Source organism: Thermodesulfovibrio hydrogeniphilus, assembly GCF_054657355.1.
This window is the reverse complement of record NZ_BAAHYW010000001.1, coordinates 1,660,707-1,682,133: the sequence shown is the minus strand read 5'-3', so window position 1 is coordinate 1,682,133 and position 21,427 is coordinate 1,660,707. Positions and strand designations below refer to the sequence as shown.

At 37.8% G+C, this 21,427-nt stretch carries 18 protein-coding genes; 11 read left to right on the top strand and 7 right to left on the bottom strand.

Translation table 11 applies throughout. The features are described 5' to 3' along the window. Positions 1-96 precede the first annotated feature (96 nt). Positions 97-609 (top strand): YqhA family protein, encoded by a 513-nt coding sequence (locus ACYQ3P_RS08390; protein WP_460177455.1) that lies wholly within the window; start codon positions 97-99, stop codon positions 607-609. Between the two features lie 32 nt (positions 610-641). On the opposite strand, the gene glnA is transcribed toward ACYQ3P_RS08390, so the two are convergent. After that, positions 642-1,976, bottom strand: a complete 1,335-nt coding sequence (gene glnA / locus ACYQ3P_RS08385) for a type I glutamate--ammonia ligase (protein WP_460177454.1) — start codon at positions 1,974-1,976, stop codon at positions 642-644. A gap of 1,005 nt (positions 1,977-2,981) precedes the next feature. On the opposite strand from glnA, the gene ACYQ3P_RS08380 reads away from it, so the two are divergent. From ACYQ3P_RS08380 to ACYQ3P_RS08370, 3 genes are read left to right on the top strand one after another with little or no spacing between them, the layout of a single operon-like run. Continuing rightward, the gene (locus ACYQ3P_RS08380; RefSeq protein ID WP_460177453.1) at positions 2,982-4,091 is read left to right on the top strand and encodes a class II glutamine amidotransferase domain-containing protein; all 1,110 of its coding nucleotides are present in this window, start codon (positions 2,982-2,984) and stop codon (positions 4,089-4,091) included. Then, positions 4,070-5,737: a glutamate synthase-related protein gene (locus ACYQ3P_RS08375; RefSeq protein ID WP_460177452.1), complete on the top strand. Its 1,668-nt coding sequence runs from the start codon at positions 4,070-4,072 to the stop codon at positions 5,735-5,737. The genes ACYQ3P_RS08380 and ACYQ3P_RS08375 overlap by 22 nt, the downstream gene beginning before the upstream one ends. Beyond that, on the top strand, positions 5,727-8,144 hold the full coding sequence (locus tag ACYQ3P_RS08370; RefSeq protein ID WP_460177451.1) for an FAD-dependent oxidoreductase: 2,418 nt from the start codon (positions 5,727-5,729) through the stop codon (positions 8,142-8,144). Before ACYQ3P_RS08375 ends, ACYQ3P_RS08370 begins: the two co-directional genes overlap by 11 nt. 362 nt (positions 8,145-8,506) lie before the next feature. Here the strand turns inward: ACYQ3P_RS08370 and ACYQ3P_RS08365 are convergent, their stop codons facing one another. From ACYQ3P_RS08365 to waaF, 5 genes are read right to left on the bottom strand one after another with little or no spacing between them, the layout of a single operon-like run. Continuing rightward, on the bottom strand, positions 8,507-10,303 hold the full coding sequence (locus ACYQ3P_RS08365) for a thioredoxin domain-containing protein (RefSeq protein WP_460177450.1): 1,797 nt from the start codon (positions 10,301-10,303) through the stop codon (positions 8,507-8,509). 11 nt (positions 10,304-10,314) lie between these two features. After that, entirely contained in the window at positions 10,315-10,971 is a 657-nt protein-coding gene (locus ACYQ3P_RS08360) for a phosphoribosylanthranilate isomerase (RefSeq protein ID WP_460177449.1), read from the bottom strand. After that, the gene (locus ACYQ3P_RS08355) at positions 10,972-11,406 is read right to left on the bottom strand and encodes a PPC domain-containing DNA-binding protein (RefSeq protein WP_460177448.1); all 435 of its coding nucleotides are present in this window, start codon (positions 11,404-11,406) and stop codon (positions 10,972-10,974) included. Then, positions 11,367-12,404: a lipopolysaccharide heptosyltransferase I gene (waaC, locus tag ACYQ3P_RS08350; RefSeq protein WP_460177447.1), complete on the bottom strand. Its 1,038-nt coding sequence runs from the start codon at positions 12,402-12,404 to the stop codon at positions 11,367-11,369. The genes ACYQ3P_RS08355 and waaC overlap by 40 nt, the downstream gene beginning before the upstream one ends. Beyond that, entirely contained in the window at positions 12,388-13,845 is a 1,458-nt protein-coding gene (waaF, locus tag ACYQ3P_RS08345; protein WP_460177446.1) for a lipopolysaccharide heptosyltransferase II, read from the bottom strand. Before waaF ends, waaC begins: the two co-directional genes overlap by 17 nt. Before the next feature lie 52 nt (positions 13,846-13,897). Between waaF and ACYQ3P_RS08340 the strand changes: the two genes are divergently transcribed. The 4 genes from ACYQ3P_RS08340 (at position 13,898) to ACYQ3P_RS08325 (ending at position 17,795) form a co-directional block, all read left to right on the top strand. After that, positions 13,898-14,137, top strand: coding sequence for a DUF3553 domain-containing protein (locus tag ACYQ3P_RS08340; RefSeq protein ID WP_460177445.1), 240 nt, complete (start codon positions 13,898-13,900; stop codon positions 14,135-14,137). Between the two features lies 1 nt (position 14,138). Continuing rightward, on the top strand, positions 14,139-15,071 hold the full coding sequence (locus tag ACYQ3P_RS08335) for an ABC transporter ATP-binding protein (protein WP_460177444.1): 933 nt from the start codon (positions 14,139-14,141) through the stop codon (positions 15,069-15,071). A gap of 452 nt (positions 15,072-15,523) precedes the next feature. Next, positions 15,524-16,042, top strand: a complete 519-nt coding sequence (locus ACYQ3P_RS08330; protein ID WP_460177443.1) for a chemotaxis protein CheW — start codon at positions 15,524-15,526, stop codon at positions 16,040-16,042. Between the two features lie 133 nt (positions 16,043-16,175). Next, a complete protein-coding gene (locus ACYQ3P_RS08325; protein WP_460177442.1) occupies positions 16,176-17,795 on the top strand; it encodes a methyl-accepting chemotaxis protein in 1,620 nt (539 codons plus the stop codon). 44 nt (positions 17,796-17,839) lie between these two features. Here the strand turns inward: ACYQ3P_RS08325 and ACYQ3P_RS08320 are convergent, their stop codons facing one another. Next, positions 17,840-18,691 carry an RpnC/YadD family protein gene (locus ACYQ3P_RS08320; RefSeq protein WP_460177441.1) on the bottom strand — a complete coding sequence of 284 codons (852 nt, stop codon included), beginning with the start codon at positions 18,689-18,691 and terminating at the stop codon, positions 17,840-17,842. A 379-nt stretch (positions 18,692-19,070) separates the two neighbouring features. Between ACYQ3P_RS08320 and ACYQ3P_RS08315 the strand changes: the two genes are divergently transcribed. Genes ACYQ3P_RS08315 through thiD form a run of 3 tightly spaced genes read left to right on the top strand, consistent with a single transcriptional unit; the run spans position 19,071 to position 21,414 of the window. Continuing rightward, on the top strand, positions 19,071-19,862 hold the full coding sequence (locus ACYQ3P_RS08315; protein WP_460177440.1) for an amidohydrolase family protein: 792 nt from the start codon (positions 19,071-19,073) through the stop codon (positions 19,860-19,862). Next, complete coding sequence (locus tag ACYQ3P_RS08310) at positions 19,862-20,653, top strand: YihY/virulence factor BrkB family protein (protein WP_460177439.1); 792 nt, start codon at positions 19,862-19,864, stop codon at positions 20,651-20,653. The genes ACYQ3P_RS08315 and ACYQ3P_RS08310 overlap by 1 nt, the downstream gene beginning before the upstream one ends. Continuing rightward, entirely contained in the window at positions 20,650-21,414 is a 765-nt protein-coding gene (thiD, locus tag ACYQ3P_RS08305; protein ID WP_460177438.1) for a bifunctional hydroxymethylpyrimidine kinase/phosphomethylpyrimidine kinase, read from the top strand. The genes ACYQ3P_RS08310 and thiD overlap by 4 nt, the downstream gene beginning before the upstream one ends. Positions 21,415-21,427: the final 13 nt, after the last annotated feature.

Below are 21,427 nucleotides of genomic sequence, written 5' to 3'. Positions count from 1 at the left end.
ACTGCGATAGAAATGCTTGGCAAAAACTGGCAGTAACAAAAATTTACAAGTTATTTACGACTAAAAAACAATGAGCATCAGAATAAATGGTAAAAAATGAAAAAAGCAGTAAAAATACTTGAAAGCCTTTTCTGGGAAAGTAGACTTTTTATCATACTTGCTGTTATTGCAAGTATAATCTCTTCCATTTTTTTAATCTTACTGGCAACCTATGACATCTTTTCAATGATTGTAGATATTTTTTCAAAAATAGGAAACAATGCAAATATTTCTGAACTTCAAAAGAAAATTATTGCTCGCATAATACACTCTATTGACTTATATCTTATTGCCACAGTGCTTTTAATTTTTGGTATAGGTTTATATGAACTTTTTGTTAGTAAAATAGTCCAAATTGAAGAAGACAAAAAATCTGCAGGTATTCTTATCATCCATTCATTAGACCAACTAAAAGAAAAGCTCGCTAAAGTCATTATAATGGTTCTGATTGTTGCTTATTTCAAAAATGCCTTAGATATGAAGTACGAAGACATTCTGCAATTACTTTATCTGGGAACTGGTATTTTTCTAATATCATTGTCACTTTATTTAATGCACAAAAATCATTAGAAGGATGGGGAGGAAGCCCTCCCCACTGGCAATTAAAGTATTGGTAGGTATCTTTCAAGTTCGTATGGGAAGATTCTAATGCGATAATCATCCCATTCTTTCTTTTTACTTTCAATAAGGTTAGAAAAGATATGCTCGCCAAGTGTCTCTTTCAAAAGTTCGCTCTTTTCTGCGTATTCAATGGCTTCTATCAAGCTTCCGGGAAGATTATCAATTCCCAGCGCTTTTCTTTCCTCAGAAGAGAGATGATAAACATCTTTCTCAACAGGCTCTGGTAATTTATATTTTTTCTCAACTCCTGTTAGTCCAGCATTTAGCATGCATGCAAAGGCAAGATATGGGTTGCATGCTGGATCAGGGCTACGAAGCTCAATTCTTGTTGCCTTCTCTTTTCCGGGTTTATAAAGAGGAACTCTAATAAGTGCAGACCTGTTTCTTCTTGCCCAGCAAATGTAAACAGGTGCTTCGTATCCGGGGACAAGTCTTTTGTAAGAGTTTACCCACTGGTTAAGCACAAGGGTCAGTTCTTTAATGTGTGTTAGAATTCCTGCAATGTAGCTTTTAGCAACATCTGAAAGATAATATGGGTCTTTGGCATTGAAAAAGGCGTTTTTGTCGCCTTTGAATAGGGACTGATGAGTATGCATTCCACTTCCATTTTCACCAAAAAGGGGCTTTGGCATGAATGTAGCATAAACGCCATATTTCTTTGCAACTTCTTTGACTACAACTCTGTAAGTCATAACTATATCAGCCATTTCTAATGCTTCTGCGTATCTTAAATCAATCTCATGCTGAGAAGGTGCAACTTCATGATGGGAGTATTCTACTCTAATTCCCATTTGCTCAAGAGCAAGAATTGTATCTCTTCTTAAATCTTCAGCTGCATCAAGGGGATAATCAAAATATCCACCCTCATCAAGAATTTCTGTAGATTTGTCAGATTTGAAATAGAAGAATTCAAGCTCTGGTCCTACATAGAAAGTAAAGCCTTTTTTAGCTGCCTTTTCAAGATTAAGCTTAAGAATGTATCTCGGATCACCCTTATAAGGAGTTCCATCAGGCTCATAGATGTCGCAAAACATTCTTGCCACAGGAGTCTCGCCGCTTCTCCAGGGAAGAATTGCAAAGGTGGTAGGGTCAGGTCTTGCAATCATATCTGACTCGTCAATTCTTGCAAAACCATGAATTGATGAACCATCAAATCCCATTCCTTCTGAAAAAGCAACCTCAAGCTCTTCAACAGGAATAGCAAAACTTTTAAGCTGACCGAGAATGTCGGTGAACCAAAGTCTTACAAACTTCACATTCAGTTCCTTTACCAATTTCAATACATCCTTTTCATCTCTTGGTTTTGAGTAAGTCATAACATCCTCCATTTTTTTATTATTATGAGGCGAAGCCTCAAAAATTCTGATTAATTATACTTTAACAAACTTTGTCTTTTAACTGCCATATTACATAATATTTTATAATTTTGACGGCTAACGGTTGCCATAGGTATATAATACCAATAAAAAAATTTTTTTGTCAACAATTTTGTAACTTTTTAGAAAAATAAGGTTAGAAAATCTTCTCTACAAACCCTTTTTTGTCATTGTAGGCATTACCGTATATTTTCCCGAGCTTGCTTCGTCGCTGGCGCTCCTCGCAAGGACGGAAAGTAGGCATTGCGAGCCTGCCGATTATTTTCGCATTGCGGTCTGCCGTCTGTTTTTTTCAGTCATTGCGAGCCTGCCGAAAGACAGGCGTGGCAATCTCGGAGATTGCTTCCTCCTCGCTTCGCTCGGAGTCGCAGTGACGAAGAGGGGAGAGTCATTGCTTCGGCATCCGTCAGGATGCCGAAGCAATCTCTTCTCTAACCTTTTTACGTTTTACGTCTCAGGTCTTACGTTTTACAAATATTTAGAAATTGCCTCGCTCTTCTCGGAGTCGCAATGACATCCCCTCTGTCATCACGAGGATTGCAAAGTAAGCCAAAGTGACCACTTTTAGTGTTTAGAAGAAAAAGGCGAGATTGCTTCGCTTCGCTTGCAATGACCAGAATAAAAACTCTTCGCAATCATAAGGAAAGGGTTCGCAATAATAGGAAATACTTTTTGATGACAAACAATCCAAAATCCAAAATCCAAAATCCAAAATTCATCATTCACAATTCACTATTCACCATGCAGTAATTAGAGACTGCTTCGCCTCCTTTGGAGGCTCGCAGTGACGGTATGGGTAATTGCCACGCTATCGCTTGCAACTGGGGGCTCGCAGTGACGAGTTTTTATACCTATTTTTTCGGAAAACAAATTTAAAGTTGACAAAAATGTAATTTTAGTAATAAGCTATAAGCATGGTAACCATTTGCCGAAGGGAGATTATGAATGTGTAGATTAGCTGCTATAACATCATCCAAATATTTTTCGCCTATGGAGAACATTCTTGCCCTTGAAACAATGAAAGAAGGGCATGATGGCTCTGGGCTTGGATTGACGCTTAAGGATTTAGGAGGAGATTTTAAAGATTTAAAAGAATATCCAATTTTATCAGGTATATGCTCCAAGGCAGGCAGAGAAATCCTCGATGAATATATGGAAAAGGCTGGCTTTAAGCTCATACATAAGTGGACTCCGAAACTCAAGCCTGTAAAGGGCATAGTCAGAAGAGATTACTATTTTGCTGCTGCCTATGACTATCCTGACGAGTGGAAAGATAAGTCTATTCAAGAAAAAGAAGACCTTCTGATGAATACCCGAGTTACCTTAAGGAAAATGGGAGAGGCAGATGAATCAATTTTTGTCTTTTCCTTTTATCCTGATGTGATAACCTTAAAGGAAGTCGGCGATCCACTTGAAGTGGCTGAATTTTTCGGGCTTGACAAAGATATCCTCAAGGCAAAGATAATTTTTGCGCAGGGAAGACAAAACACAAATTATCAGATATATCTTTATGCCTGTCATCCATTTTTCATACAGGGATACTGCACGATGACAAACGGTGAAAATACAGCATTTGTCCCAATAAAAGAGTTTCTTATGCACAGAAAAATTATAGGATATATGGGATACAATTCAGACAGTGAGGTTTTTACCCATATACTTCATTATATTGTCAGACAGCTCAAATTTCCGCTTACATATTACAAAGATGTAATCACTCCTCTTAAATGGGAAGAAATTGAGCAAAGAAGTGACAGAGAAGCACTGGCACTTATAAAGCAATCTCTAAGACCGCTATGCATTGATGGACCAAATATGGTAATTGGTTTTACTCCAGATGGAACTTGCTTTATGGTGCAAGATTCTAAAAAATTAAGACCCGGTGTAGTTGGAGGAGTTAAAGGCAAATATGCTTTGATGTCTGAGCTATGCGGACTTGATAAAGTTATTCCTGAAAGAGATAAATCCCAGGATATTTATCCAATGAAATACGACATGGTGATTGTCTCACCAGAGGCAAAGGAGGTAAAAGTATGGAACCAGCTTCAGGCTTAATGCTTGATTATAATCATAAATTAACTATTAAAGAATTTCCCTATATTGTTCGCTGGAGAGATGACCGTTGCAAGCGTTGTGGGCAGTGTTTAGCTGTATGCCCTCAAGGCGCAATTAAGGCATCTGTCAAATACACACGAGTTATTGAATCAGGCGGAGAAACACCAAAGCCAAGACCTGTAAGAAGAATTATACATGTGATTGAGCAGGTAAATAAAATTGAAAATTACTGCTGCGGATGTGCCATGTGCGCCCTTGTATGTCCCAATAATGCCATTGAGCCTGAGTACAACCCTCAGCACAAGTTCCTATTCTTTAAAAATATCGGTGGTGAAGCATACAAAAGAGGCGGAAGGCGTAATGACCCAGCAGTGTCTACCCTTGATAGATTGAAATTTACCCGTATTTCAATGCTTACAGACCCAGCGCTTGATGCAGGTAGACACGAGTTCAGAGTCCGTTCATACATTGGCAGAATTCTGCCACCTGAAGAACTTCCCTTAAAAGTTGAAGATGGAAAACTTGTTGTTGATAAATCATCAGGCAAATTCATCCCTCCAGTAAGAGAGATATTTCCGATTATGATTGGAAGCATGTCAATTGGAGCTTTATCACCTTACATGTGGGAAGGACTTGCTATGGGAGTTGCGTATTTGAATGAAATTGAAGGACTTCCTGTTGTAATGTGTTCTGGTGAAGGCGGATTTCCGCCAAGACTTCTTAAATCCCGTTATGTTAAATACTTTATACTTCAGATTGCATCAGGATACTTTGGATGGGACAGCATAATTCATACATTACCGCATATGACAGAAGACCCTGCTGCCATAGAAATAAAATACGGACAGGGTGCAAAGCCCGGTGATGGTGGACTTTTGATGGCTCCAAAGGTGATAAAATTGATTGCAGAGATAAGAGGAGTTCCAAAATATGTTGACCTGCCCTCTCCACCTACTCATCAAACAAAATACTCCATTGAAGAGGCTGTTATGAAAATGATACAGTCAATGTCAATGGCATTTGGTTTTAGAATCCCAGTTTATCCGAAGATTTCAGGAACAAAAACAGTAAAGGCAGTGCTTAACAATCTTGCAAGGAATCCATATGCCGCTGCTCTATGCATAGACGGTGAAGACGGTGGAACTGGTGCAGCGTATAATGTATCACTTGACAAAATGGGACATCCAATTGCCTCAAACATAAGAGAATGCTACCTTGACCTTGTAAAGCAAGGAAAGCAGAACGAACTTCCGTTGATTGCTGCTGGTGGAATTGGTAAAAAAGGAAACCTCGCAGCAAATGCTGCAGCGCTCATAATGCTTGGTGCATCAGCTGTGGCAATTGGAAAATACATAATGCAAGCGGCAGCTGGCTGTCTTGGAGATGAATACAACAGATGTAACTTATGTAATACTGGAAAATGCCCGAAAGGCATCACAACACAAGACCCTAAACTTTATAGGCGTCTTGATCCCGATAAAGTAGCAGAAAGGGTTGTTGAGGTATTCAAGGCTGCTGACACAGAGCTTAAGAAAATATTTGCACCTATGGGAAGAAGTACAGAGCTTCCAATTGGAATGTCAGACGGATTAAGTATAGATGATAAAGCAATGGCAGAAAGGTTGGAGATAAGCTATGCCTGTTAAGAAAACAATTAAAAAAGAAATGCCAAAAATTGGCTTGCATGAATCAATCATAGCCTATGAAGAAGTTGTAAAATGGACTGACGAAAAAAGTGTGACCATTTATGGAAATGTAAAGGGAAAAAGAATTCCATCCAGAATACTTGAAGAATTTATTCAGGAATCAGTGAGACAGGGAGCAAGAAATCTTCACATCTTTGCAGACGGACAGCACGGTATCGGTGGGAGAATTTTTCCACAGGGTGAACCTGTAAAGATTACTGTAGAAGGACCAGTTGGTCAGAGATGCGGTTCAATGGGAATGTTTGGGACAGAAATACTGGTTAAAGGCGGTGTCTCGGATGATGTTGGATGGCTAAACTGTGGAGCTAAGATTACAGTGCTTGGTGATGCCACAAACGGTGCATGGAATGCTGCAGCACAGGGAATTCTTTATGTTCAGGGAAGTGGTGGTGCAAGATGCGATACAATGACAAAACACAATCCAAGATTTGATCCACCGCAGTCATGGTATTTCAGAGATGTTGGAGACTCCTTTGCAGAGTTTAAAGCTGGTGGTATTGCTGTAATCTGCGGAGTTAATCCCAGAAATCCAAGAAGCGTTCTTGGATACAGACCGTGTGTAGGAATGGTTGGTGGAGTAATTTATTTTAGAGGGAAAATAGATGGTTACTCTGAAAGAGATGTAAAGCTTTTGGAGCTTAGTGAGCAGGACTGGAAGTGGTTATGCGAAAATCTTAAACCATTTCTTACTGCAATTGAGAGAATGGATTATTACGACGAACTTACAAAAAATCCCATTGAATGGCATAAACTTGTTCCGTATACACCTCAGGAAAGAAGACAAAGAAGATGGTTCAAGATTTCTATGGAGGATTTCAGAAAAGATTACTGGGAAAAAGAAGTTGGTCAGGGTGGAATATTTGCTGAATACATTGACCATGAACTGACAGTTATTCCATACATTGTTACTGGTGAGTATCGGAGATACAAGCCTGTTTGGGCTAATGAAAAATATTTGCCTCCATGCGCTTACAGCTGTCCAACAAATATTCCAACCCATAAAAGAACAGCACTTATAAGGCTTGGAAAGGTAAAAGAGGCATTAGAATTAGTCCTTGAATACAGTCCTCTTCCTGCAACAGTATGTGGAATGATATGCCCCAATCTGTGTATGCAGTCTTGTACTCGTGGAAAAATAGATATGCCCATATCAGTCAAGGAGCTCGGCAAGGCTTCCGCAGAATTACCACCGCCTAGAAAGGCAAAACCAACAGGACATAAAATTGCTGTTATTGGTGCAGGTCCAGCTGGAATGTCTGTTGCATGGCAGATGACTTTAAAAGGACACAGTGTAACAATTTATGAAGCTACAGATAAAATAGGTGGTAAAATTGAACTTTGTATTCCAGAACACAGACTTAACAAAGATATTCTTCACAAAGAAATTGAAAGATTTAAAGAAATCGTTACAGACCTAAGACTAAACACTAAAGTTACAAAAGAAATGTTTGAGCAGATTTGTAAGGAAAATGAATTTGTTGTAATTGCAGTTGGAGCTCATAAGCCAAGAAAAATTCCATTCCCCGGTTCAGAACATACAATTTCAGCCTATGAATTTCTGCGTGCATTGAATGAAGGTAAAAAAATTGATCTTACAGATAAAAAAGTCGTGATTATTGGTGCTGGAAATGTTGGTATGGATGCTGGTGTAGAGGCATTTCTCTGCGGTGCCTCATCTGTAACCGCGATTGACATCCAAAAACCCGCTGCCTTTGGAGCTGAGCTTCAATATGCAAAACAAAGGGGAGTAGAAATTATTTGGCCCAAATTCACAGAAAAGTATGTTCCAGAGGAAAAGAAGATTTACTTCAAAGACGGAACAAGCCTTGATGCAGATTTTGTAATTATGGCAATTGGAGATATGCCTGACCTTGAATTTGTGCCTCCTCAGATTCATACAGAAAGAGGATGGGTCATTATTAACGAATTTTTCCAGACATCAAATCCAAAGGTATTTGCAATAGGAGATGTCACAGGACTTGGTCTTGTAACCCATGCAATAGGACATGGAAGACTTCTCTCTGAATATCTACACGCTCTCCTTATGAACGCACCTATTACAAGAGACATAAGAGAGAGAATTCCATATGAAAGAGTCAAAATTGACTACTATGAAAGATGCAAAGCAACATCATCCCTTGAGCAAGAAGCAGAAAGATGCCTTTCATGCGGTTCCTGCAGGGACTGCCATATGTGTGAATATACATGCTATTGGGGTGCAATCAGCAGAGTAGAGAAACCAGATGGCAGATACGAGTATGTTGTAGATGATAACAAATGCATTGGATGTGGTTTTTGCGCTGGAGTATGTCCCTGCGGAGTATGGGAAATGGTGGACAATATTTAGTGATTACTAAATTATGAGATTCTAAAACGTTAATGCGAGGATGCATCATTATTAATCATTGCCAGAGGTTGCCGCGCCTTCGGCTTACGATAGACTTAGCGACGAAGCAGTCTCCTCCCACTTTGCAAGGGAAAAGGCGAGATTGCTTCGGCATCCTGACGGATGCCTCGCAATGACAACAAAGGGGATATCCTCGCAAAGACAAAACCACACCGTCATTGCGAGGGACGAAGTCCCGAAGCAATCTCTCTCTTATGATTAAAGGCAATTAATCTCGAATTGCTTAGTAATCTCGTAATAAATAAAAATGTCCATTTAATCTCCATCAAAGCAATGTAAAAGCATTTTTGCCCCTAACTTTATCAGCTCAATTTTAAAAATCTCGCAAGCTCTTCAGGCGTTCTAATTGGTTCAAACTGTTTTTCTCCTAAAGTCGGTATTATATAATCACCTTCCAAACTCCTATGGGCAATTACAGTAAATGGTGTTATCTGAAAGATTGTTGCTGTCCCAATTTTAGACTCTACGGATGTATGGAAATTCAAGGTTAGAAGGTCAAAATAACTAAGTACAGCCTTGACATAATAGGGAGACAGATATGCTGATACAGTATTTGAGAATGCCTTCAATGCATCAGTTGCAAGATTTAAAAATCTTTCATCTTTTAATATAGCGTTCAGCTTTAATAGATTGATTATCATTATTGAATTTGAAGAAGGATATGGGCTGTCATAAATATTCTTTTGCATTATTGAAAAAATTGCCTCAGGTGAGTCAAAAAAACCACCATTTTTATAATCCCATAAATTTTCTAATGCCAACTCCATTAATTGGGAAGCATTGTTAATATATTTTTCATCAGAAGTCACTTCATAGGCTGATATAAGAGCAGAAATCAAATATGCGTAATCATCAATTAATGCAGGAATTCCTGCTTCAGTTCTATGTAGAGTTCCATCATGTAGTAATGCCATAAGTGTCCTTTCAAGGGCTGCAATAGCTATGTTTAACAATTCCCTATTCTTGATTACTCTCCATGCCTTAATGAAAGCCTCACAGCATATTCCATTTACTGAAGCATAAAGCGTTTTGTCTACTGAAGGTTTTTGTTTTTGCTCTCTTTTTTGTAGTAGGTTATCTTTCAGTTGTTTAATGACTTCTCTGTCTTTTCCAAGCAGAATAAATCTATTATCTTTCATTGCATTTCCATCAACAAGTGTAATTGTCATATCGGATATTTCCATTAAATCCTTTTCTTCCCATGTATAGTATTTTGCATCAGCCATCTGACTCGCAGCAAAAAAGCCTTGCTCTGTCAGCAGATTTTTTTGAAGATAGTCAATTGTTTCAATGGCAATTTCTCTGTAAAAGGGATCTTTAAGAAGGCAATAGGCATCAAGGAAATTTATTATATGCCACGCATTATCGCTGGCAAGTTTTTCAAAGCTTGGTATTTTCCATGCCATATCTGTGCAGTATCTGTGAAACCCTCCTTCAACATTATCATAAATTCCACCAGATATCATACCTTTTAGTGTTTTTTCTATTGCTTCACCAACCCACGGCTTTGGTTTTATCCAATATTTCCACAAAAGCAAATCAATGTGGGAAAAAGGAGGAAATTTAGGAGTTTTTTTAAGACCTCCGTATTCAAAATCTATCTCCTTAACAATGTCTTCTTCTGGATTATGGATTAATTCTTCTTTAATCTCGGATGGAGGAATTTCTATTGGAATAATCGCATCCATTATAATTTGGGCACGTCTTGAAATCTGTTCTTTATTTGTTTTGAATAGTTCCAGTGAATTATTTAGCATAGTTATGAAATAGTTTTTACCCTCTTTTGGACTATAAGCTATACCAGCAAAGGGTTTTGCATCAGAGGTAAGCAATAAAATAAGGGGCCATCCACTTCCCTGTCCGATAATGTATGAGGCTTTTTGATAAATTGAATCTATATCTGGTCTTTCATCACGATTGACAAGAACAGGAACGAAGTTTGTGTTTATTATTTCACTGATTTGGGGGTCATCCAGAAAATCTTCCTTCATTCTTTTGCAATTCTCACTCCACGGGGCAAAGATGTGTAGCAAGACAGGTTTGTCTTCATCCTCTGCTTTTTGAAAAGATTCTTGATTGTAGGATAACCATGTAATCATTTAACTCTCCTTTAATCTGACTTTTTATTAAAATTAAAGCTTTTTAATTTAGCCTTTTCAATGAATTTTTTTACAAGCTCAGGGTCTTTTTTTCCCTTTTCCCTCTCAACTCCACTTGATACATCAACAGCATAGGGCTGAACTTTTTTTATTGCATCCTCTATATTGAATATGTTTAATCCACCTGACAAAATAATCCTGCCAAAGTCTTTTGCTTGTCTTGCTATCTCCCAATTGAAAGTTTTTCCTGTTCCTCCATATTCATCCTTTGAGAAACTATCAAGTAAAAAGGCTGATACACAATACTTTGGCATGACATCTTTTAAAAATTTTCCATCTGGAAGTTTACCATCCGTATCAATTCTGAAAGCTTTGATAACTCTCTGAAAATTATTGCAAAACTCTGGAGACTCTTCTCCATGAAGTTGCACTGTATCAATTCCAGAGATAGAGATAATTTCTTTAATTGTCTCTAAATCTTCATTTACGAAAACTCCGACTGTATTTACAAAGGGAGGAAGGGCTTTGATGATTTTCCCAGCATCTTGAGGTGGTATATATCTTGGACTTTTTTTATAAAAAACAAAACCTATGGCATCCGCTCCGCATTCTACAGCCCAGAACGCATCTTCAATGTTTGTAATACCGCAGATTTTTATTCTAACCATTTAAACCTTAAGCAAAACCATTTTTGATTTTTCATCAAGCTCTCTCGTTACATTTACATCAACAATCTCCATAATAACAGCTTCAAGAATCAGAAAAACTTCTGCATTTTCCCTTAAGCATCCCATTTTGACATTGTCTTCTCTTGTATAAACTCCGTGAATGTGTATTTTAGGCTCATCCTTATGCCAGAATATAGTTCCAATGCCCAATATTTCATTGTTTCCAGATATTTCTCGCCATATGGGCTCAGGTGGTAATTCATCGGATTTTGGTCCAACTACAAATCTACCTCCCTTAAGTCCACCAATCAGCCAAAAGATTGCAGAACGGATATTTTCCTTTTTTGCAAGTTCTGTTATCTGTTGAAGAGGGTTCTCCTTGTCTTCAAATTTAGCTATAAATATTCTTCCTGTTTGTCCTTTTTGATACTGCATAGTTCCTCCCAGTTTTCAGTTATTATATCATACACTTTTTTTGGAGTAATCTCTTTCATGCAATCCTGAGTTGGACAGAATTTCTTGAAACAAGGACTGCAAGGTTTTTCAGATTTTATGATAATATGCCCCTTTCCAAATGGTCCTGTTCTGTTTGCAGATGTAGGTCCAAACAGAGCAACAACCCTTTTACCAGAGGCAACTGCAAGATGCATTGTGCCTGTGTCTGGAGTTATAACAAAAAGAGATTTTTTAAAGACACCAATAAGTTCTTTCAGTGTTGTCCTTCCAGCCACTGACTTTGCCTTTCCTTGTGAGTATTCCTCAATTCTTTTGGCTAAATCTTCATCAGAGCGTGAGCCAACGATGAGAAATGGATTATCAAACATTTTTACAAGCTCCACATAGTATGGAAGGGGCCAATTCTTTGATTGCCATCTGGCAGAAGGAATCAAAACAATGTATTTTTCATAATCTTTAAGCCACACTGGAGGTTTATAAGGCGGTAGAGGAAATTTTATAGAATTAATTTTGCATCCAATTGCTTTTGCCATTTCAAGATATCTTAGCACAGCGTGCAATTCTACGGAAGCAGATATTTTTTTGTTGTAAAAAAAAGGGCTTAACTCCCGTGCTTCTTTAAATCCAATTTTTAATGGAGCATTGCTTATCCATGTAATTATTCCGCTTCTGAGAAGTCCCTGAAGGTCAACAGTGAGTTGATATTTTTCTTTTTTTAACTCTGCACCCAGATGAGAAAATGCTTTTATTGTATCCAGCAAATTTTTAATCTTCTTCCATTTACTTTTGTCAATTGTAATTACTTTATCTATCAAAGGATGCTCTGTGAGCAGGTCTTCAAATTCTTTTGCTACAATCCAGTGAACCACAGTCTCTGGAAAATTTTCTTTCAAGGCATTCAAAAAAGCCAGTGAGTGAATAATATCTCCCAAAGAACTGGGCTTTACGATTAAGATTTTTTCATTGCCGTTCAGCATTTTTAATTATCTCAACCACTTCTTTCAGATTTTTCGCATCCCTTCCAATCAAAATACCCTTTGCTCCTATCATTTCACCAAGTTCTATGTCTGATTGTTTGTCTCCCACAACATAGGAGCTTTTAAAATCAATCCTGTGTTTATATCTTGCAATGATAGCCATCACAGGATTTGGCTTTCTGCAAAAGCATTTTTCCTGAGGATGATGGGGGCAGTAGAAAAAGTCATCAAAGCCATACTTTTCAATAAATAGATTGTTAACCTCTTTGACAAAATCTTCTTTTATCAATCCCCTTGCAATGCCTGACTGGTTTGTAATGCCTATAAGAAGAAAACCTAAATCTTTGAGTTCTCTCAGGCTTTCAATGTCAGGAAAAACTTCAAAGTCTTCCCACCTGCTAAGATAATTTGCATCTTTGCATAAAGTTCCGTCTCTGTCAAAAAATATAGCTTTTTTATTTGGGATGATTTGTAAAATAGCCTCCCACACCTCTTCCACATCTATTGATTTCATGCAATTCATATGAGAGCATTTTCTTTTGAAACATGGAGAGCAATCTATGTTAGCTTTTATAACATTACCAGCAAAACGAGGAGGACCTGTAAGCTCTGCCGAGGTTGAACCAAAAATTGCAACAAGAGGCACGCCAAGAGCATATCCCAGATGCATAATTCCTGAGTCATTGCAAAGCAATAAATCGCATTCACTAAGCAGAGCTATCAACTCAGTAAGCGAGGTTTTTCCTGTAAAATCAAAAACTCTATCCTCAAACTCCTTCTCCTCTTTTTTGCTAAATGCAAAACCATCTCCTGATTGCCCGAATATTACAACGGAGCCGTAATTTTTTGTAAATCTTCTAATGATTTCCAAAAATTTATCTGTATCCCATTTTTTTGTGTTACCATATTTTGCACCGGGTGCAATTGCAAGAATTGGTCTGCTGAGTCGCCTTAATTCCTTTCTTGCAGAAACTCTTTTTTCAAGTGAAACATTAATCCACGGATATTCCGGGCTTAAAGATGGATTAAATCTTTTCGGAATTTCAAAGAAATAATCTATATGATGCATTTTTCTGTCTTCTCCATTGTAGGGAACAGGATGAGTGAGAAAAGGACCTCTTAAGTCTCTGTCCCAGCCAATTCTTTCGGGAACACCTGCAAGAAAAGTTATCAAAGCGGCATCCAAAGCATTTTGAAGAAGATATGCCCTCTGAAATCCCCTTTCTCTTATTTCCTTGATTGCTTTAAGTTTTCCCCTTAATCCCCTTTCGTAAATGATAATATCGTCAATTGCATTTTCATTTAAAAAAAGTTCAGACACACTTTTTCTAACCATAATTGATATTTTTGCATCGGGATGCAATTTTCTAATAGCACGAACAGCAGGCAGGCTCATCACAGCGTCCCCAAGCCAATTCACCCCACGAATCAATACATTCATGATTGTATTTTAAGCTTATTATCCTGTGCTATGCAAATGGTATAATTAAAAAATGAGACCACGAACTTATTTAAAACTTGGTGATAAAGTAAGGCACATTCATTATGCCTATTGGGGCGTCGGAGAAGTCATTGAAGAGAAAACATCTTCCCTGCCCGGTGGATTGTGCATTGTGAGAATTATTTTTGAGGACGGTGTTGAAAGGTCTTTCATCAATAATTTTGACCACGAAATGTGCTGTTACTACACTGGACTAAGACTTATTGAGGAATTTAGTATCTGGGAGACTTAGGTTGTCAATAATCAAAACAAGGGCACTCTATAAAAGTTTTAAGCTAAAAACTATCACCATTCCAGCAGTAGAGGATTTAAACCTTGAAATAGAAAATACCGACTTTTTCTGCCTTGTTGGTGAAAGCGGTTCAGGAAAATCAACTGTAGGGAAACTTTTTTTAAGGCTAATAAAACCTGACAACGGAGAGATATTTTTTAAAGATAAAGATATCTGGAAGATGAACAAAAATGAATTAAAGGCTTATCACCAATCCATAGGAGTAGTTTTTCAAGACCCCTATGCCTCATTAAATCCAAGAATGAGGATTTTTTCAATTGTTCATGAGCCTCTGAAGATACATAAAAGATACTCAGAAAAGGAAGCTGAAGCAAAAATTAAATCCCTTTTTGAAGAGATAGGCTTACATGAAAGTCTTCTGGATGGATATCCTCATCAACTAAGTGGTGGACAGCGTCAAAGAGTTGCCATAGCAAGAGCTTTAATCCATGAGCCAGAAATCCTGATAGCAGATGAGCCTCTTTCAGCCCTTGACATCTCACTTCAGGCATCTATCCTTAATCAATTAATGATGATTAGAGAAAAAAGGAAAATGGCTATTTTGCTTATAACCCATGATTTAAATATAGTCCGCTCAGTAGGCAATAAAATAGCAGTAATGCATCTTGGAAGAATTGTTGAGGAAGCAAAGACTGAGGAAATATTTAAAGAACCTCTTCATCCATACACAAAAATACTTTTAGGAAGCATTCCAGGATTTCATAGGAGACCAAGACCAAAAATTCTAAAAATCACCACTGAAGACAGAAATGCTTGGTCTTTAAAGGGATGCAGATTTTACAATAGATGTCAATACAAAATGCCAGTATGCCAAGAAGAAGTACCTGAGCTTAAAAGCCTAAATGGCAGAAGAGTAAGATGTTTTTTGTATTAGGAATTATTTCTGCCGCTAAAAATACCAGAAGGTGAGATTTGGCGGTTTTAGGGATTGCTTCGGGTGCTCAGGCACCCTCGCAATGACGGACAAGGAGATCATTGCGAGCCTACCGTTTTTTCCCCGTCATTGCGAGGGTGACCGCATATTTTTTATCCGTCATTGCGAGCCTCACCGAAGGTGAGGCGTGGCAATCTGGTTTTTCTTCTCTCCTAAAGGGAGATCACTTCGGCTTACTTCGCAAGCCTCGTGATGACGGGTAGGGAAGTCATTGCGAGGCATCCATTAGGATGCCGAAGCAATCTCGTCTTTTTCGCCCGATAAAAATACCTATCAATGACCTTTGAAAATCGTGATATTTTTGGTATAATGAAAAATTAAATTAATTTAGACTTATAAGAATTTATAAAAAAAACATACTTTTGTATGTCTAAGAAAGGAGGGTTGAAGGGATGAGGGAAAGTAAGGTTGTAAAAGGCAGTGACATGCTACAGCTTGTCACATTTCATCTTGGTGGAGAGGAGTATGCAGTGGATATTCTCAAAGTGCAAGAGATAAACAGAATGAAGGAAATCACAAAAGTACCAAATGCACCTTTTTATGTAGAAGGAGTTATTAATCTGCGTGGAAAGGTTATCCCTGTTGTAAGTCTTCGCAAGATGTTTGGACTTCCAGAGGCAGATGATGTAGCCCAGCAGAAGATAATGATACTTGACATACACGGAATAACCATAGGAGTAGTGGTAGATACAGTATCAGAAGTGCTTAGGATACCAACCTCTGTGGTTGAGCCAGCACCACCAATGACATGTTCAGTTGACAGTGACTTTATCTCTGGGATAGCAAAGCTTGAGGACAGGTTGATTATTTTGCTTGACATGGACAGACTTGTAGGCAAAGAAACAGCAGCAATGTTTGGTGCAGAAGAGCAAGTTGCGGTCACAGATGAACCTGTGCAGGCGATTGGGTAGTGAGTGTGTAGGTGTAAGTGAAAAGTGCATGTGTATGTGAAAAGTGAAACGTGAAACGTTTTCTGTGCAGCGTTTTACGTCTTACGTGTAACGTTTTACGTTTAACCAAAAAACTAAAAAAGGAGGGAAGGGGATGTTTAAAAATTTAACGATAGGGAAAAAGCTTTATATTGCTTTTGGGGTAGTTTTATTTCTTATGATAGCAGTCTCTGCATTCACAGTTTTACAGCTTTACGGGATTGTTAACAACACAAGCGAACTTAAAGAAAGGATAGACAAAATCGATTCTGCGGCAACCATTAGAAGAGCGGTTTTAAGTATTTATAATAATGTAAGAGATTTAACAATGACTAAAGATCCAAAAGCCAGAGAGGAGATTAAATCAGAAATTGAATCTTTAAGAAAGACTTACAGAGAAAGGATTGATTCACTTAAAGCAGTCACCCGTTCAGAAGAGGGCAAAGCACTAATTAAAAATCTTGAAGATGCACTTGTATCTGCCAGAGAAGAGACAAACAAAATTATATCCCTTGCAATGGAAGGAAAAAGGGATGAGGCACAGGAAATTATCATCGCTAAGCTTAGACAGCATAATCAGATTCTTATGAAACACCTTGATAATGTTGTTGAATTTAACAAAAAACGTGCAGATAAAAGAGTTTCTGAGATAGTTTCTTCAGGCAAAACAGAAATTGTGATCCTCATAGCTTCAACAATTGTTGCAGTTATTATTGCCTTATTCTTTGCATTTTTAATAATCAAATCAATAAGAAAACCTGTTGAAGAAATTAGGCAAGCAATGGAGAGGGTTGGACAAGGTGATTTCACAGTAAAAATTACAGCTTACAGTAAAGATGAACTTGGACAGATTGCAGAGTCAACATCAAAGGCAATTGAATCAATAAAAAGCCTTATAGCAGAGTCAAAGACAATAGCCACATCTCTTGCCTCATCCTCAGAGCAGCTTTCTGCGACAACAGAAGAAATATCAAGAAATCTAAAATCTCAGACAGAGAGGGCATCCCAGATTGCATCAGCAGCTGAGGAGATGTCTCAAACTGTTGTTGACATAGCAAAGAATGCAGCACAAATTGCAGAGGCAAGCAATGTGACTGCACAGGTAGCAAAAGATGGCAAAGAAATGACAACAAACACAGCACAGGAGATAAAACTCATAGAAGGAGCTATCAATAAACTCTCAGAAGTAATCAATGTTCTTGCAGACCGTTCCCGCCAGATAGGTGAGATAGTGACAGTAATCAAAGACATAGCGGATCAGACAAATCTACTTGCATTGAATGCAGCAATTGAGGCAGCAAGGGCTGGAGAGCAGGGTCGTGGATTTGCAGTAGTTGCAGATGAGGTGCGTAAACTTGCAGAAAGAACAGCGAAGGCAACAGATGAGATAGCAGAGATGATAAGAGGAATACAGGCAGAGGTAGGTGTGGCAGAGGGTTCAATGGAAGATGCAACGAAGAAAGTAGCAAGTGGAGTAGAGCTAAGTAACAAATCAGCCCAGATGCTTGGACAAATATTAGCTAAAGCACAAGAGCTACAAGGAATGATACAGCAGATAGCAAGTGCAACAGAGGAGATGTCATCAGTCACAGACCACATAACACAGGATATAGGAAGCATAGCAGAGGGTTCAAAAGAGATATCTCTTGCAGTTGACCAGTCAGCTCAGACAGCATCAGATATTGCAAGATTGGGCGGAGAACTTAATTCTGCGATAGGAAGGTTTAGAGTATAACTCTAAGTGATTGGGGGAAGGCTAAAATCTAATGCCTTCCCCACTTAAAAATCCATCTTTTCTTCAAATTCTTCAATACTACTTGCTCTTATTGCTAAGCTATGAAGTCTCTTTAGCACATCCCTTTCCTGTATTGATTTTATCTTCTCCTTCAATGTCCCTCCCACAAATCCAAATCTCTCCTCCAATGCCTCAATAACAAGCTCCTGTGCATCAAGTATTAAGCCCTTCTGTATTCCTCTCTCTATTCCCTCAATATAGAAAGGGTCTTGCTCCTTTGGTATTACTATTGGTAGTGGCATTTTATTCACCTCCTTGAGCAAGGTCGCATACTCTTGAAGTATGTCCTTTCTTAATTTTATCAAATACAACAGCTTTTGTATATAGCTCCTTCTTTTGCCCTCTGGTAACTCCCTCAGTTTCTCAATTAGCCTTTCCCAAAATCCCTCTCCCCTTCTGCATAAAACAGCTAAAATGTTGTCATTTGGGTCTTCACTTTCAAGAAGAACTCTGCAGTCTATCTCTTTTATGTCCTTCACTGTATAGCTGAAGCTTAACGGTCCAATCTGAATATGCTCTTCATATGGACACTTTCCATCTGCAAGCCATAGTATCATCTGCCAAGGATTTTGTCCATATCTTGTCCTTATCCTTAAAAAATAATTAATCATCCTTTCAGGTAAATTTGGGTCATTCTGAACCTGAAGCTCAATGTGAATTATTGTTCCATCCTCAAGCCTTCCAATGAAGTCAGCAACTCTTTCATCAACTTTAGGAAAGGTTGTATCAAGAATCTCTGTAACTTTCATTCCAGTAAGAATTTCAGTGAATCTTAAGGGAATTGACTGTATAAGTTCCCTTATTGTTCTGTCATACTGAAAAGCTTCGTTTGACATGAGTAATTATAACATATTGAGATTGCTTTGGAAGCCCATCGGTCTGCCTCGCAATGACTCCCCTTTATCGTCATTGCGAGGAGCGTCAGCGACGAAGCAATCTCGTTTTTCTATTTCAAATGACAAAAAAGAGAGAGATCACTTCGGCTTGCTTCGCAAGCCTCGTGATGACAAAAGAGGGGTCATTGCGACTCCGAGCGAAGCAAGGAGGAAGCAATCTCGTTTTTGTTCGCTTCCAATAAGGAATGAGACTACTTCGCCCCAGATTGCCACGCTATCGCTCGCAACGGGGGGCTCGCAGTGACGAGTGTCTATCTCTATTTTTGGATGAACATCGTCGTGTTTGCCAAAATTAAAGCTGAAAATATAAAATATCTAAATGCGGATTATAGATTTCCATACCCATGCCTTTCCTGAGCACATAGCTGAGAAGGCTATGCAGAAACTTCAGGAAAACTGCGTTGTTAAAGCATGTCTTAGTGGTACTCTTGACGATTTGCTGCGTTCTATGGATAAAAATGGAATAGAAAAGGCTGTGCTATGTAATATCGCTACAAGACCTGAGCAGTTTGAAGCTATTCTGAAGTGGTCAAAAAAAGTTCGTTCTGAAAGAGTTATTCCTCTGCTTTCTGTTCATCCAACTGACCCAAAAATTAAAGAACATATTAAAACAACGAAAGAAGAAGGATTTGTTGGAATAAAAATGCATCCATTTTATCAGGAATTTGCAATTGATGACGAAAAAGCTTTTTACATTTATGATGCATTAATTGAAAATAATTTGCTAATTGTCATGCATTGCGGATATGACATAAGCTTTCCAGAATGGGATATTGCTTCTCCACAGAAAATTATCAATGTAGTTGAAAAATTTCCTGAGTTAAAATTTATAACCACTCATCTTGGAGCATGGAAGCAATGGGATGATGTTGAAAAGTTAATTATCGGAAAGAATATTTACATGGAAATATCTTTCTCCTTTGGATGGCTACCTGATGAAAAGATAAAAGATTTTATCCTTAAACATCCAGCAGATTATGTTCTTTTTGGAACAGACTCCCCTTGGTCTGATCAAGGCAAAGAGATAGAAAACCTGAAAAAGCTTGCCCTTCCAGATAGTCTGACCGAAAAAATTTTCTATCTTAATGCGGAGAGGATTTTGAGTAACTGATGATTTTGAAAATTCCAAAGGCTATCTTCTTAAGTTTTAAAGATTTTTATAGGGATGAAGGAATTTATCTAAGCGCTGCCCTTGCTTTTTTCTCAATAATGTCATTGATTCCATTGAGTATGTTTATTGTGAATATTCTTATCAGTCTAACTCAGGAAGAGACAATCATCAGATTTTTTTATCACAAGCTTGTATATTTTTTTCCATCCATTGAGATGCAGATGTTAAAGGATGTAAAAAAACTCCTCATGCTTCGTGGTGTTAGTGAAGTTTCTATTTTGCTTTACGGATTTTTCTCATTACAACTTTTCACTTCAATAGAGTTTTCATTAAATAAGATATTCCGAGTCCCTAAAAAAAGACATTTTTTACTATCTTTTTTACTTGCTTCTGTTATGGTTCTACTGATCATAGTTGCTATGGCAGCTTCTTTTACAATTTCCTATATTGTAAAACTATTTCATTTTCAGCTTGTATCAAATTTTTCTCACTTTTTTTTAAAATACGTCGTGACATTCATGCTTATTTTTGTTATTATCGCGAGCCTTTACAAATTTCTCCCGAATAAGAAAATAAAGATTAAATCAGTGCTTATAGGAACATTTATAACAACGATGCTTATAGAGATAGCAAAATATGTTTTTACTTTCTATGTCACAAAAGTTATTCAAATAAGCACACTTTATGGCTCTGTTTCTACTTTTCTTGCCCTATTGATGTGGCTTTTTTATGCATGGGCAGTGTTTTTGTATGGTGCGGAGCTAATAAAGAATTTGGAGGCAAAAAAATGAAAGTAGCTTTGACAATTGGAGGCTCTGATCCAACAGGAGGAGCTGGAATTCAGATGGACACAAAAGTTTTTCAGGCTCTTGGCGTTTATGGCGTAAGTATTATAACTTCTATTACAGCTCAAAACACTACTGAGGTTAAAAAAATTTATCCCCTTTCAGCTGACCAGATAGATATTCAGTTTAAAACATTACTTAAAGACATTAAGCCCTATGGAGCAAAAACAGGAATGATTTATAATAAAGAGGCTATGGAGTGCATAATAAAAAATGTAAAAAAATATAAAATTAGCAATCTTGTCATTGACCCTGTGATAAAATCTTCAACTGGAACAATGCTGATTAAAAAAGATGCATTAAAAATGCTGAAAGAAGAGCTGATTCCGCTCTCAAAAGTTGTTACTGCCAACATCCCAGAGGCAGAGATTCTATCTTCGGTAAAAATTGAATCAGAGGATAGTATTTTAGAGGCTGCAAAAATGATTAAGCAAATGGGAACATATGCTGTAGTTATAAAAGGTGGACATTTAAGTAAAAATTCTCCAGATTTCCTATATGATGGCAAAGAGTTTTATGTTGCTGAAGGAGAAAGGTTTGAAGGAACATATCATGGAACAGGATGTGCATTTTCTTCAGCCTTTGTGTCTTTTCTATGTATTGGATATGAGACAAAGGAAGCACTTTATGCAGCAAAGAATTTTGTAAAAAATGCAATAAGAAACGCCCTTCATCTTGGACAGGGCATGTATTTATTAAAAATATAAAAAGGAGGAGAGC

Excerpts from the sequence above, each read along its gene's own strand:
- ACYQ3P_RS08390 (WP_460177455.1), top strand. The coding sequence starts at position 97 with ATGAAAAAAGCAGTAAAAATACTTGAAAGCCTTTTCTGGGAAAGTAGA.
- glnA (WP_460177454.1), bottom strand. The coding sequence starts at position 1,976 with ATGACTTACTCAAAACCAAGAGATGAAAAGGATGTATTGAAATTGGTA.
- ACYQ3P_RS08380 (WP_460177453.1), top strand. The coding sequence starts at position 2,982 with ATGTGTAGATTAGCTGCTATAACATCATCCAAATATTTTTCGCCTATG.
- ACYQ3P_RS08375 (WP_460177452.1), top strand. The coding sequence starts at position 4,070 with ATGGAACCAGCTTCAGGCTTAATGCTTGATTATAATCATAAATTAACT.
- ACYQ3P_RS08370 (WP_460177451.1), top strand. The coding sequence starts at position 5,727 with ATGCCTGTTAAGAAAACAATTAAAAAAGAAATGCCAAAAATTGGCTTG.
- ACYQ3P_RS08365 (WP_460177450.1), bottom strand. The coding sequence starts at position 10,303 with ATGATTACATGGTTATCCTACAATCAAGAATCTTTTCAAAAAGCAGAG.
- ACYQ3P_RS08360 (WP_460177449.1), bottom strand. The coding sequence starts at position 10,971 with ATGGTTAGAATAAAAATCTGCGGTATTACAAACATTGAAGATGCGTTC.
- ACYQ3P_RS08355 (WP_460177448.1), bottom strand. The coding sequence starts at position 11,406 with ATGCAGTATCAAAAAGGACAAACAGGAAGAATATTTATAGCTAAATTT.
- waaC (WP_460177447.1), bottom strand. The coding sequence starts at position 12,404 with ATGCTGAACGGCAATGAAAAAATCTTAATCGTAAAGCCCAGTTCTTTG.
- waaF (WP_460177446.1), bottom strand. The coding sequence starts at position 13,845 with ATGAATGTATTGATTCGTGGGGTGAATTGGCTTGGGGACGCTGTGATG.
- ACYQ3P_RS08340 (WP_460177445.1), top strand. The coding sequence starts at position 13,898 with ATGAGACCACGAACTTATTTAAAACTTGGTGATAAAGTAAGGCACATT.
- ACYQ3P_RS08330 (WP_460177443.1), top strand. The coding sequence starts at position 15,524 with ATGAGGGAAAGTAAGGTTGTAAAAGGCAGTGACATGCTACAGCTTGTC.
- ACYQ3P_RS08325 (WP_460177442.1), top strand. The coding sequence starts at position 16,176 with ATGTTTAAAAATTTAACGATAGGGAAAAAGCTTTATATTGCTTTTGGG.
- ACYQ3P_RS08320 (WP_460177441.1), bottom strand. The coding sequence starts at position 18,691 with ATGTCAAACGAAGCTTTTCAGTATGACAGAACAATAAGGGAACTTATA.
- ACYQ3P_RS08315 (WP_460177440.1), top strand. The coding sequence starts at position 19,071 with ATGCGGATTATAGATTTCCATACCCATGCCTTTCCTGAGCACATAGCT.
- ACYQ3P_RS08310 (WP_460177439.1), top strand. The coding sequence starts at position 19,862 with ATGATTTTGAAAATTCCAAAGGCTATCTTCTTAAGTTTTAAAGATTTT.
- thiD (WP_460177438.1), top strand. The coding sequence starts at position 20,650 with ATGAAAGTAGCTTTGACAATTGGAGGCTCTGATCCAACAGGAGGAGCT.